Raw genomic sequence first — 12,149 nt, 5'->3', positions numbered from 1 at the left:
ATCAACGCGCAGAACTGCGTGCACTGCAAGACCTGCGACATCAAGGACCCGACGCAGAACATCGTGTGGGTCACGCCGGAAGGCGGCGGCGGGCCGAATTACCCGAACATGTAACGCAACGCATCCCCGCGCCCGCGGGCGCGAACGAACCGGAGTGAGACGATGAGCAATGCAGCGAAGGAAGTCGTGGTGGTGAGCGGTGTCCGTACCGCGATCGGCGATTTCGGCGGGAGCCTGAAGGATTTCTCGCCGACCGATCTCGGCGCGAAGGTCGTGAGCGAAGTGCTGTCGCGCGCGAACGTGCCGGGCGATGCGGTCGGGCATGTCGTGTTCGGCCACGTCGTGAATACCGAACCGAAGGACATGTATCTCGCGCGCGTCGCGGCGATCAACGGCGGCGTCGCGCAGCACACGCCGGCGCTCACCGTGAACCGCCTGTGCGGCTCCGGCCTGCAGGCGATCGTGTCGGCCGCGCAGACGATCATGCTCGGCGACGCCGACGTCGCGATCGGCGGCGGCTCGGAGAACATGAGCCGCGCGCCGTACACGGTGCCGGCCGCGCGCTTCGGCCAGCGCATGGGCGACGCAAAGCTCGTCGACATGATGCTCGGCGCGCTGCACGACCCGTTCCAGACGATCCACATGGGCGTGACCGCAGAGAACGTCGCCAAAAAGTACGGCATTTCGCGTGATGCGCAGGATGCGCTCGCGCTCGAATCGCATCGTCGCGCGGCGCGCGCGATCGCCGAAGGCCGCTTCAAGGATCAGATCCTGCCGATCTCGATCCGCACGAAGAAGGGCGAGGTCGCGTTCGACACCGACGAGCACGTGCGTCACGACGCCGGCCCGGACGACTTCACGAAGCTGAAGCCGGTGTTCGTGAAGGAGGACGGCACGGTGACCGCCGGCAATGCGTCGGGGATCAACGATGCGGCCGCCGCGGTGCTGATGATGAGCGCGGATGCCGCGCGCGCGCAGGGCGTGAAGCCGCTCGCGCGTCTCGTCGCGTACGCGCATGCGGGTGTGGATCCGGCGTACATGGGCATCGGCCCGGTGCCGGCCACGCAGAAGGCGCTCGAGCGCGCGGGCCTGAAGATCACCGATCTCGACGTGATCGAGGCGAACGAGGCGTTCGCCGCGCAGGCGTGCGCGGTCACGCAGGAGCTTGGTCTCGATCCGGCCAAGGTCAACCCGAACGGCTCGGGCATTTCGCTCGGTCACCCGATCGGCGCGACCGGCGCATTGATCACGGTCAAGGCGCTGTACGAGCTGAAGCGCATCGGCGGGCGTTACGCGCTCGTGACGATGTGTATCGGCGGCGGCCAGGGGATTGCGGCGATCTTCGAGAACATCTGATAATCGACCGCTCAGCACCCGAATACACAGGAATCGTCATGGCAATCGAAACCGTCGGCGTCGTGGGCGCCGGAACCATGGGCAACGGCATTGCGCAAACCGCGGCCGTTGCAGGACTCAACGTCGTGATGATCGACGTCAGCGACGCGGCGCTCGACAAGGGCGTCGCCGCCCTGAAGGGCAGTCTCGAGCGGCTCGTGTCGAAGGACAAGCTCGACGCCGGCGCACGCGACGCCGCGCTCGCGCGCATCACGACGTCGACCGACTACGCGAAGCTCGCCGCGGTCGACATCGTGATCGAAGCCGCGACCGAGAACGTCGAGTTGAAGAGCCGCATCCTGAAGCAGATCGAGTCGGTCGCGCGGCCCGACGCGATCATCGCGACCAACACGTCGTCGATCTCGATCACGTCGCTTGCGGCGCTGCTCGCCGATCCGTCGCGCTTCGTCGGCATGCACTTCTTCAACCCGGTGCCGCTGATGCCGCTCGTCGAGATCATCCGCGGGCTGCAGACGAGCGACGCGACCGCGTCGGCCGTGCGCGCGCTGACCGAGCGTTTCGACAAGTCGCCGATCGGCGTGCGCAACGCGCCGGGCTTCGTCGTGAACCGGATCCTCGTGCCGATGATCAACGAAGCGTTCTTCGTGCTGGCCGAAGGCATCGCGTCGGCCGAGGAGATCGACGCGGGGATGAAGCTCGGCGCGAACCATCCGATCGGGCCGCTCGCGCTGGCCGACCTCGTCGGGCTCGACGTGTGTCTCGCGGTGATGGACGTGTTCCTGAAGGACTTCGGCGACACGAAGTACCGTGCGTGCCCGCTGCTGCGCGAGATGGTGTCGGCAGGGCGGCTGGGGCGCAAGACGGGGCGTGGGGTGTACGACTACAGCAAGTAAGCGGCGCATCAGTGCCTCTTCGCGCGGCCGCCTTCGGGCGGCCGCGTGCTTTTGGCGGTGCGCTTGTGCGTCGAGCACCGCGAGATCCCGGGGCAGGGTACGTTCGACCATCACGAGCTTTAGGACAAGCACCCCGTCGAAATCACGCACGCGGTTACCCGGGACCCGGCGTACGCGCCGCGCGTGTTCTTTCCGATCCCCGAGGCTTACGTCGACCGGTTCTCGCGCTGGTACGGCGCGCGGTTGAGCGCGCACGGGATCTGATGGAGGCGAGACGCGCCGACAGCGCGATATCGGATCCGTTTGCCTCGGCGTGCGATACGGGTCGATTAACGTCGACCCCTCCTGACCCATCGGTCCGCTCGGACGATCCGTCCCAGCTCGCGGGATTTCAGAATTGAAACTTCGATTCCATATCTGAGCCGGTACGAGGCCGGCCTGCGCGCCCGAGCCCCATCCATCAACGCCGCCTGTTCGATATTCCATGTGGCCTGCTTTTTGCCTTTACGAGACGACATGCTCGATGTGCTCTCGTCCGACCGTTCTTTCCTGACGAAACGAACCGCACGGTTCGAGAGGCGACCCGCTTTTCAATCGTAAGGTGAATGCAATGACTGGCTACGGCAAACGAAACACGGTTTCCGGGAACGATGCGCGTCGCGTTGCGCGCGAACGCGCGGTGGAAGCAGATCGATCCGCGCCGACGCGCGAATCGTCCGGTGAACGCCGCCGCGATACGAACTGGGCGTGGGCAAAGGGAACGGCCGGCTACGACTGGATGGATCACGCACCGCTGTTCGATCACCGCGATTGATCCTGTCGCGAGCGCGGTTCATGCCACGGGCTCGCCGTGGTTCGATCGACGACCGGACCGGCCGGCGAGCCCGTCCCTTATTTCCGGTTGGTCGGCTGGATGCTATTCGTCGTCGCGATGTCGATAGCGGCTATCCGGCGATCTGGCGAACATGTCGACTGGCGAAAGCCGCGACGATGCAACCGCGAATGACCGACGCGACGATCCGCACGCCGCCCAATGAAGCAGGCGGGCGGAGCACGGCGCGTCGGCGAACTCAATTCAACCATTCACTATCCATGGCCGCCGTGACGCCTACCCCCATCCAGTCCATCCTGATCGCGAACCGCTCGGAAATCTCGATCCGCGTGATGCGTGCCGCCGCCGAACTGAACATGCGTACGGTGGCGGTGTATTCGAAGGAAGACCGCCTCGCGCTGCATCGCTTCAAGGCGGACGAGAGCTACCTGATCGGCGAAGGCAAGAAGCCGCTCGCCGCGTACCTCGACATCGACGACATCCTGCGCGTCGCGCGGCAGGCAAAGGTCGACGCGATCCATCCCGGCTACGGCTTCCTGTCGGAGAACCCCGATTTCGCGCAGGCCGTGATCGACGCCGGCATACGCTGGATCGGCCCGTCGCCGGAAGTGATGCGCACGCTCGGCAACAAGGTGGCCGCGCGCAACGCGGCGATCACGGCCGGCGTGCCCGTGATGCCGGCGACATCGCCGCTGCCGGACGACCTCGACGCCTGCAAGGCGCTGGCCGCGGAAGTCGGCTATCCGCTGATGCTGAAGGCGAGCTGGGGCGGCGGCGGGCGCGGCATGCGCGTACTGGAAAGCGATCAGGACCTCGAAACACTGCTGCCTGTCGCTCGCCGCGAGGCACTGGCCGCGTTCGGCAACGACGAGGTGTACGTCGAGAAGCTCGTACGCAATGCGCGGCACGTCGAGGTGCAGGTGCTCGGCGATCTGCACGGCACGGTCGTGCACCTGTACGAGCGCGACTGCACGGTGCAGCGGCGCAACCAGAAGGTGGTCGAGCGCGCGCCGGCGCCGTATCTCGATCACGACGGCCGGCAGGCGTTGTGCGAATCGGCGCTGCGCCTGATGCGCGCGGTCGGGTACACGCATGCGGGCACCGTCGAATTCCTGATGGACGCCGACACCGGCCAGTTCTACTTCATCGAGGTGAACCCGCGCATCCAGGTCGAGCATACGGTGACCGAGATGATCACCGGTATCGACATCGTGAAGGCGCAGATCCGCATCACCGAAGGCGGCCGGATCGGCCTCGCGGAGGACGCGACGGACGGCGAGGGCGCGCTCGTCGCGCGCGCGGCCGGCGTGCCGGAGCAGCAGGCGATTCCGCTGAATGGCAACGCGTTGCAATGCCGGATCACGACCGAGGATCCGGAGAACGACTTCCTGCCCGACTACGGGCGGCTCACGGCCTATCGCAGCGCGGCGGGCTTCGGCGTGCGCCTCGACGCCGGCACCGCCTACGGCGGCGCGGTGATCACGCCGTACTACGACTCGCTGCTGGTCAAGGTGACGACCTGGGCGCCGACGGCCGCCGAATCGATCCACCGGATGGATCGCGCGCTGCGCGAGTTCCGGATTCGCGGCGTCACGTCGAACCTGCAGTTCCTCGAGAACGTGATCAATCACCCGGCCTTCATCGCGGGCGACGTGACGACGCGCTTCATCGACAGGACGCCGGAGCTGCTCGCATTCGCGAAGCGCGGCGATCGCGCGACGAAGCTGCTGCGCTATCTCGGCGAGCTGAACGTGAACGGCAACGCCGAGATGAGCGGCCGCACGCTGCCGGCATTGCCGCTGCCGAAACCCGTGCTGCCGAAGGTCGATACGGCGGTGGCGATTCCGGCCGGCACGCGCGATCGACTGCGCGAGCTCGGCCCCGAGAAGTTTGCGCGCTGGATGCTCGACCAGAAGCAGGTGCTGCTGACCGACACGACGATGCGCGATGCGCACCAGTCGCTGTTCGCGACGCGCATGCGCACGGCCGACATGCTGCCGATCGCGCCGTTCTACGCACGCGAGCTGTCGCAGCTGTTCTCGCTCGAATGCTGGGGCGGCGCGACCTTCGACGTCGCGCTGCGCTTCCTGAAGGAAGATCCGTGGGAGCGGCTCGCGCTGCTGCGCGAGCGCGTGCCGAACATCCTGTTCCAGATGCTGCTGCGCGGCTCGAACGCGGTCGGCTACACGAACTACGCGGACAACGTCGTGCGCTTCTTCGTGCAGCAGGCCGCGAGCGCGGGCGTCGACGTGTTCCGCGTATTCGATTCGCTGAACTGGGTGCGCAACATGCGCGTGGCGATCGATGCGGTCGGCGAGAGCGGGATGCTCTGCGAAGGCGCGATCTGCTACACCGGTGACCTGTTCGACACGTCGCGCTCCAAATACGACCTCAAGTATTACGTCGGCATCGCGCGCGAGCTGCAGCGGGCCGGCGTGCACGTGCTCGGCATCAAGGACATGGCCGGCATTTGCCGCCCGCAGGCGGTCGCGACACTCGTGAAGGCGCTCAAGGAAGAAACCGGGCTGCCGGTGCATTTCCATACGCACGACACGAGCGGGATCGCCGCGGCGTCGGTGCTCGCGGCGGTCGGTGCGGGCTGCGACGCGGTGGACGGCGCGCTCGACGCGATGAGCGGGCTCACGTCGCAGCCGAACCTGTCGAGTATCGCGGCGGCGCTGGCCGGCAGCGAACGCGATTCCGGGCTGGATCAGGACCGCCTGCACGAAGCGTCGATGTACTGGGAAGGCGTGCGCCGTTATTACGCGCCGTTCGAATCGGATATCCGCGCGGGCACGGCCGACGTCTACCGTCACGAGATGCCCGGCGGCCAGTACACGAACCTGCGCGAGCAGGCGCGCTCGCTCGGCATCGATCATCGCTGGACCGAGGTGTCGCGTGCGTATGCGGACGTCAATCGCCTGTTCGGCGACATCGTGAAGGTCACGCCGACGTCGAAGGTGGTCGGCGACATGGCGCTGATGATGGTCGCGAACGACCTCGGCGTGGACGACGTGCGCAATCCGGACAAGGACATCGCGTTCCCCGAGTCGGTCGTGTCGCTGTTCAAGGGCGAGCTGGGTTTCCCGCCCGACGGCTTCCCGGCGGACCTGTCGCGCAAGGTGCTCAAGAGCGAACCGCCGGCGCCGTATCGTCCCGGCGACCAGCTTCCGCCGGTCGACCTCGACGCGGCACGCAAGCAGGCCGAGACCGCGTGCGAACGCCCGCTGGACGACCGGCAGCTCGCGTCCTACCTGATGTATCCGAAGCAGACGGTCGACTATTACGCGCACGTTCGCGCCTACAGCGACACGTCGGTCGTGCCGACGCCGGCGTTCCTGTACGGGCTGCAGCCGCAGGAAGAAGTGGCGATCGACATCGAGCCGGGCAAGACGCTGCTCGTGTCGCTGCAGGGCCAGCACGCCGACGCGCAGGACGGCATCGTGAAGGTGCTGTTCGAACTGAACGGCCAGTCGCGTTCCGCGCTGGTCGAGCAGAAGAGCGTCGTGCAGGCGGGCAAGGAGCGTCACGGCCTGCAGCGTGCCGATCCGGCCAATCCGCTGCATGTCGCCGCGCCGATGCCGGGCTCGGTGGTCACGGTCGCCGTGCAACCGGGGCAGCGTGTGTCGGCCGGCACGACGCTGATCGCGCTCGAGGCGATGAAGATGGAAACGCACATCGCGGCGGAGCGCGACTGCGAGATCGCGGCCGTGCATGTGAAGCCGGGCGAGCGAGTCGCGGCGAAGGATCTGCTGATCGAGCTGAAAGACCCGGCGCAATGACGGTTGCCGCGCCCGGTCGTATTCGCGAAGCCGATCGGGTGCAGCCGCGAGGATCGCGAACCGCGCGAGCGGTTCGGCCAGATGCGCGAGCACGTGATGGAAGCGCTGCGGTTCCCCCACCACGCGCGCTCGACGCATGGATGGCGGTGTGTCGCGGGCGTGGCCGGCGTCGCAGTTCGTTGCGTCTAGACGTTGATGACGCCGCGTCCGAGCTCGACCACGCGACCGCCGACGCTGATTTCACCGTTCGAGCTGACCGACAACCGCAGCAGGCAAGGCCGGCCGACGGCTTCACCCTGTTCGACCTCAAACGCGGCGGGCAGCGCGTGATGGGCCGCAAGCAGCCAGCCGCCGAGATTCGCGCAGGCCGACCCCGTGCCCGGGTCTTCGAAAATCCCGCCGCCCTGTTTCGCAAAGAAATAGCGGGCGACCACTTTCCCGGGACGATGCGGGTCGAACGCGAACACATAGGCGGTCTTTCGACCGAGGCTGCTGGTCGGCCAGCGCTCGAGGCAGGCACCGTCGGGCCGGGCGCGGCGCACGGCCGCGGGGTTCCTGACGGCGACCAGCAGTTGGTCCGCGCCGGTGTCGACCCATAGCGGCGGCGCGAGAAAATCGTCCGTCGTCAGTCCCAGCATGGCCGCCGTATCGGTATCGGGCAACGCGCAAGGCGCCGTTTTCGGCATGCCCGCGTGCGGGGCGGTGAACGTCCACACGTCGTCGCCGGCTTTGACGTCGACCACGCCGGCCTTGAATTCGAGCGCGAGTGTGTCGCCAGCCTTCAGCAGGTCGCGCACGACATGCGCGGTACCGAGCGTCGGATGGCCCGCGAACGCCATTTCATGGCCGGGCGTGAAGATGCGCACGCGGGCATGCGCACGCGCCGACGGCAGCACGAACGTCGTTTCCGACAGGTTGAACTGCACGGCCAGTGCCTGCATGGTCGCGTCGTCCATGCCGCGCGCATCTTCGAACACGCATAGCGGATTGCCGCCGAAGGTGGATTCGGCGAATACATTGAGCAGGCGGAACGCGTACTGGGTCATCTCGATCTCGTGTGAGAGGGGCGTGCTGGTCGGGGCGCGCGAGCATCGCCCGGATGTCGGGATGCTTCGGCACGATCCTGCATTCTGCCGGACCGAGCGCATCGATCGATGCGCGGTCGCTCGGCATTTCAATTTTCGTGCATCATCAGAGTTCTCCGCTTCGGCCCGGCCACGCGAATTTTCGCAACGATCGCGCCAATTTTTTCGCCGGAGCAGACGGCCGCCTGCGAATCCGGAACCGTCCGGTTCAATCACAACGACGCCGTGCCCATGCAACACACGTCGGGTTCAGTGTCGCTCAACGCTTGCAGCATCCTGCATGCAGGAGGAAGACATGGCATCCGACGGAAGCCACCTGAAAACCGGGGGTGGACTCGCGAACGCATCGGCGGGCACCGCTTCGCCGCGAACCATGCTGGACGCGCTCGCACGCGGCGTGGAAAACCTGCTGATCCCGGCCGACACGCCGTGGCCCACGGCGCAGCTCTACCTCGCGGACAACGACCGACCGTGGAAATTCTCCGCTGTCCTTGTCGCGATCGTCGCGCGGCGCGAGCCGACGATCCTGCTGACCAAGCGATCGTCGGGGCTCAGCGAATATTCGTCGCACGTGAGTTTTCCCGGCGGACGTCCGGCGGAATCGGACACCAGCATCGGCGCGACCGCGCTGCGCGAGGCGTTCGAGGAAATCGGCCTCGCGCCCGATGCGGTGCGGATGATCGGAAGCTTGCCGATTCATAAAACGAGAAAGCGCAATCACGCCATTTTTCCCGTGATCGGCTTCGTGTCGGAAACAGCCGCATGGGAAGCCGCACCCGCTGAAGTCGAGGCGATTTTCGAGTTTCCGTTTTCGACGCTGCTGAATCCCGATCTGCCGCGGCAATACGGCGACGGCGAACGCGCCGGCGCCTGGTACTGGGCGGATCAGACGCAGGACATCTGGGGCGTGACCGCGTTCATCCTGAAATCGCTGGCGGGTCTGGTGCGCGACGCCGCGGGCGGAGAGTGTGCACGTACCGACTAGCTTCACGCACGGGGCCTCGCGCCCGCCGAGTCACGCGTGCCGCTCGCGGCGCGTCGCTCAGTGTGACGACACGAACACCGCATCCTCGAACGCCGCCGGAATCGCGAACTGCGCACGCATGCGCTTCGTTTCCTGCGCGGGCGTGAGCCCGAACAGCCGCTTGAATTCCCGGCTGAACTGCGACGGGCTCGCATAACCGACCGCATGGCCGGCCGCCTCTGCGGTCAGGTCCTGGCGCACCATCAGCAAGCGCGCCTGATGCAACCGCGTCGACTTCAGGTACTGCATCGGCGACACCTGCGTGATCGCCTTGAAGTGGCTATGGAAGCTCGGCACGCTCATGCCGGCTTCCGCGGCCAGTTGCGCGACGTCGAGCGATTGCGCGTAGTCGGCATGAATCAGGCGCAGCGAACGGCCGATCCGGCCGAACTGTCCGCGCATCGCCAGCGCGTTGCGCATGGCGCTGCCCTGCGCGCCGGTGAGCACGCGGAAATACAGTTCGCGCAGCAACCCGCGACCGAGCACCGCCGCTTCGAGCGGCCGGTGCAGCGCTTCGACGAAACGCAGCACGGTCGCCTGCATCGCGTCGTCCATCGGCGTCGACATCATGCTTCTCGGCGCCTGCACGGGTTCGGCGATCCCTTCGCGGTCGATCTGCGCGGCGAGTTCGGCGGCCATCGGGAAATCGAGGTGCAGATACAGCGCGAGCAGCGGGTGCGCCGCCGTTGCGTCGGTTTCCATGCTGAACGGGACGGGCACCGAGACGGCCAGGTAGTGGGCCTCGTCGTACAGGTAGCGTTCGCCGCCGAAATAGCCGCGCTTGCTGCCCTGGCAGACGATCACGATGCCCGGGTCGTACAGCACCGGCGTGCGCGACAGCGCGCGGTTCGAGCGCAGGATGCGCACGCTCGGCAGTGCGGTCAGGTTGTAGCCTTCGTCCGGCGCCAATGCATGCAGCAACGCGATCAGGTGTTGGCGGCTGCGCGCGGGCAGCTGCGGCGATCGGGACGAAGAGGGCGCGGTGCTCATAGTTTTGTGCAAGAAAATCAGCGGAACCGGGCTTAGTTTACGTGGATCGTCAGACTAGTATGCATGCTTCGATCGACATTCGGGAGAAGCTCACATGGCATCCGGCACTATCATGCTCATCACCGGCGTCAGCAGCGGCTTCGGCCGCGCGCTCGCACAAGCGGCGCTGGCCGCGGGTCATACGGTGGTCGGCACCGTGAGAAGCGAAGCGGCGAAGCGGGCGTTCGAAGCGCTGTCCCCGCATGCGGCCATCGGGCGCGTGCTCGACGTGACCGACTTCGAGCGCATCGACGGCGTCGTCGCGGAGATCGAGTCGAGCGTCGGGCCCGTCGACGTGCTGGTGAACAACGCCGGTTACGGGCACGAAGGCATCATGGAGGAGTCGCCGCTGTCGGAGATGCGCCGACAGTTCGACGTGAACGTATTCGGCGCCGTCGCGATGATGAAGGCCGTCGTGCCGTTGATGCGCGCACGCCGGCGCGGCCGCATCCTGAACATCACGTCGATGGGCGGCCACATCACGATGCCCGGCATTGCCTATTACTGCGGCAGCAAGTTCGCGCTGGAAGGGATTTCCGACACGCTCCGCAAGGAGCTCGAGCCGTTCGGCATCGCGGTGACCGCCGTGGCGCCGGGCTCGTTCCGCACCGACTGGGCCGGCCGCTCGATGACGCGCACGCCGCGCTCGATCGCCGATTACGACGCGCTCTTCGATCCGATCCGCCACGCGCGCGAGGAGAACAGCGGCCGTCAGTTGGGCGATCCCGCGAAGGCCGCGCGTGCCATGCTCGCGGTCATCGAGGCGGACCATCCACCGGCCCATCTGTTGCTCGGCAGCGATGCGCTTCGGCTCGTGCGCGCCAAATGGTCGGCGCTGGAAGACGACATGCGCGCGTGGGAGGCGGTGACCGTGTCGACGGACGGTTGAGGCACGAGGGTCGGGGCGTGCGAAATCGCACGGTTAGTTGCGTTGAATGGTCAAGTCTCGGGATGCGAGCACACTGCTGCGAGGTTGTGCCCGTCCGGACCGGTGACGAACGCGGCATGGTCGTTCGCGCCACACATCGCCGTTGCCCGCGGAGAACCGATACACGGCGGTATGCAATTGGCTTCATGACACGGTCGCGGTTTTCCGCTACAACACTCAGGTGCCGCATCGACCGGCGCGGTGTGCCGCCGCCCCGCAGTTCGACACCGACATCCGCCCGGGTGGCCGGCCGGCACGTGACGTTCACCTACCCCAAAGGAGCCTGAAGCCATGCCTTACATCACCACGAAGGACAGCGTCGACATCTTCTACAAGGACTGGGGCCCGAAGGATGCGCAGCCGATCATGTTCCACCACGGCTGGCCGCTGTCTTCCGACGACTGGGATGCCCAGCTGCTGTTCTTCGTTCAGAAGGGCTATCGCGTGGTCGCGCACGATCGTCGCGGCCACGGCCGGTCGGCGCAGGTTTCCGACGGCCACGACATGGATCACTACGCGGCGGACGCGTTCGCGGTGGCCGAAGCGCTCGACCTGCGCAACGCGGTCCATATCGGCCACTCGACCGGCGGCGGCGAAGTCGCGCGCTACGTGGCCCGCCACGGCGAGCCGGCAGGCCGCGTCGCGAAGGCGGTGCTGGTCAGCGCGGTGCCGCCGCTGATGCTGAAGACCGACGCGAACCCGGAAGGCCTGCCGCTCGAGGTCTTCGACGGCTTCCGCAAGGCGCTTGCCGACAATCGCGCGCAGTTCTTCCTCGACGTGCCGTCGGGCCCGTTCTACGGCTTCAACCGGCCGGGCGCGACGGTGCATCCGGGCGTGATCCAGAACTGGTGGCGCCAGGGCATGATCGGCAGCGCGAAGGCGCACTACGAAGGCATCAAGGCGTTCTCGGAAACGGACCAGACCGAAGACCTGCGGTCGATCTCGGTGCCGACGCTCGTGTTGCACGGCGAAGACGACCAGATCGTGCCGATCGCCGATTCGGCGCTGAAGTCGGTCAAGCTGCTGAAGAACGGCACGCTGAAGACGTATCCGGGGTATTCGCACGGGATGCTGACGGTCAACGCAGATGTGCTGAACGCCGACCTGCTGGCCTTCGTCCAGTCGTAACGCTGGCGGCGCAAGCCCGTTCTCGCGGGCTGCGCCGCGCTGGCCGGTGATGCCGGCCAGCCTCCTTCCGCTTCGCCGGCGGGTTTGACCGG

Annotated in this window: 10 protein-coding genes; 8 read left to right on the top strand and 2 right to left on the bottom strand. The window is 66.8% G+C overall.

Annotated elements, in window-relative coordinates; all coding sequences use genetic code 11:
• From DID98_RS34140 to DID98_RS34120, 5 genes are all read left to right on the top strand, one after another.
• On the top strand, positions 1-114 hold a 114-nt coding region (locus tag DID98_RS34140; RefSeq protein WP_148092860.1), incomplete at its 5' end, for a 4Fe-4S dicluster domain-containing protein.
• Positions 115-162: 48 nt separating this feature from the next.
• Positions 163-1,356 carry a beta-ketothiolase BktB gene (bktB, locus tag DID98_RS34135; protein WP_044848466.1) on the top strand — a complete coding sequence of 398 codons (1,194 nt, stop codon included), beginning with the start codon at positions 163-165 and terminating at the stop codon, positions 1,354-1,356.
• Between the two features lie 38 nt (positions 1,357-1,394).
• Positions 1,395-2,249 (top strand): 3-hydroxybutyryl-CoA dehydrogenase, encoded by an 855-nt coding sequence (locus DID98_RS34130; protein ID WP_124485735.1) that lies wholly within the window; start codon positions 1,395-1,397, stop codon positions 2,247-2,249.
• Between the two features lie 679 nt (positions 2,250-2,928).
• Positions 2,929-3,063: a hypothetical protein gene (locus DID98_RS36465; protein WP_260426335.1), complete on the top strand. Its 135-nt coding sequence runs from the start codon at positions 2,929-2,931 to the stop codon at positions 3,061-3,063.
• Between the two features lie 278 nt (positions 3,064-3,341).
• On the top strand, positions 3,342-6,863 hold the full coding sequence (locus tag DID98_RS34120) for a pyruvate carboxylase (protein ID WP_124572150.1): 3,522 nt from the start codon (positions 3,342-3,344) through the stop codon (positions 6,861-6,863).
• A 185-nt stretch (positions 6,864-7,048) separates the two neighbouring features.
• On the opposite strand, the gene DID98_RS34115 is transcribed toward DID98_RS34120, so the two are convergent.
• A complete protein-coding gene (locus DID98_RS34115) occupies positions 7,049-7,909 on the bottom strand; it encodes a PhzF family phenazine biosynthesis protein (RefSeq protein ID WP_124572149.1) in 861 nt (286 codons plus the stop codon).
• A 61-nt stretch (positions 7,910-7,970) separates the two neighbouring features.
• Here DID98_RS34115 and DID98_RS34110 point away from each other — a divergent pair, with 61 nt between their 5' ends.
• Positions 7,971-8,933, top strand: coding sequence for a CoA pyrophosphatase (locus DID98_RS34110; protein ID WP_260428135.1), 963 nt, complete (start codon positions 7,971-7,973; stop codon positions 8,931-8,933).
• A gap of 57 nt (positions 8,934-8,990) precedes the next feature.
• On the opposite strand, the gene DID98_RS34105 is transcribed toward DID98_RS34110, so the two are convergent.
• Entirely contained in the window at positions 8,991-9,962 is a 972-nt protein-coding gene (locus DID98_RS34105; protein WP_124572148.1) for an AraC family transcriptional regulator, read from the bottom strand.
• A gap of 94 nt (positions 9,963-10,056) precedes the next feature.
• Here DID98_RS34105 and DID98_RS34100 point away from each other — a divergent pair, with 94 nt between their 5' ends.
• Both DID98_RS34100 and DID98_RS34095 read left to right on the top strand, forming a co-directional pair.
• Positions 10,057-10,890 (top strand): oxidoreductase, encoded by an 834-nt coding sequence (locus DID98_RS34100; protein ID WP_124572147.1) that lies wholly within the window; start codon positions 10,057-10,059, stop codon positions 10,888-10,890.
• Between the two features lie 330 nt (positions 10,891-11,220).
• A complete protein-coding gene (locus DID98_RS34095) occupies positions 11,221-12,057 on the top strand; it encodes an alpha/beta fold hydrolase (protein ID WP_044848485.1) in 837 nt (278 codons plus the stop codon).
• Positions 12,058-12,149 lie beyond the last annotated feature (92 nt).

Source organism: Burkholderia sp. Bp8984, assembly GCF_003853755.1.
GTDB lineage: Bacteria > Pseudomonadota > Gammaproteobacteria > Burkholderiales > Burkholderiaceae > Burkholderia.
This window is presented reverse-complemented; position numbering and strand designations above follow the sequence as displayed.

Bases quoted from the DNA above. Each gene is read 5' to 3' on its own strand.
- bktB (WP_044848466.1), top strand. From the start codon at position 163: ATGAGCAATGCAGCGAAGGAAGTCGTGGTGGTGAGCGGTGTCCGTACC.
- DID98_RS34130 (WP_124485735.1), top strand. From the start codon at position 1,395: ATGGCAATCGAAACCGTCGGCGTCGTGGGCGCCGGAACCATGGGCAAC.
- DID98_RS34120 (WP_124572150.1), top strand. From the start codon at position 3,342: ATGGCCGCCGTGACGCCTACCCCCATCCAGTCCATCCTGATCGCGAAC.
- DID98_RS34115 (WP_124572149.1), bottom strand. From the start codon at position 7,909: ATGACCCAGTACGCGTTCCGCCTGCTCAATGTATTCGCCGAATCCACC.
- DID98_RS34110 (WP_260428135.1), top strand. From the start codon at position 7,971: ATGCTTCGGCACGATCCTGCATTCTGCCGGACCGAGCGCATCGATCGA.
- DID98_RS34105 (WP_124572148.1), bottom strand. From the start codon at position 9,962: ATGAGCACCGCGCCCTCTTCGTCCCGATCGCCGCAGCTGCCCGCGCGC.
- DID98_RS34100 (WP_124572147.1), top strand. From the start codon at position 10,057: ATGGCATCCGGCACTATCATGCTCATCACCGGCGTCAGCAGCGGCTTC.
- DID98_RS34095 (WP_044848485.1), top strand. From the start codon at position 11,221: ATGCCTTACATCACCACGAAGGACAGCGTCGACATCTTCTACAAGGAC.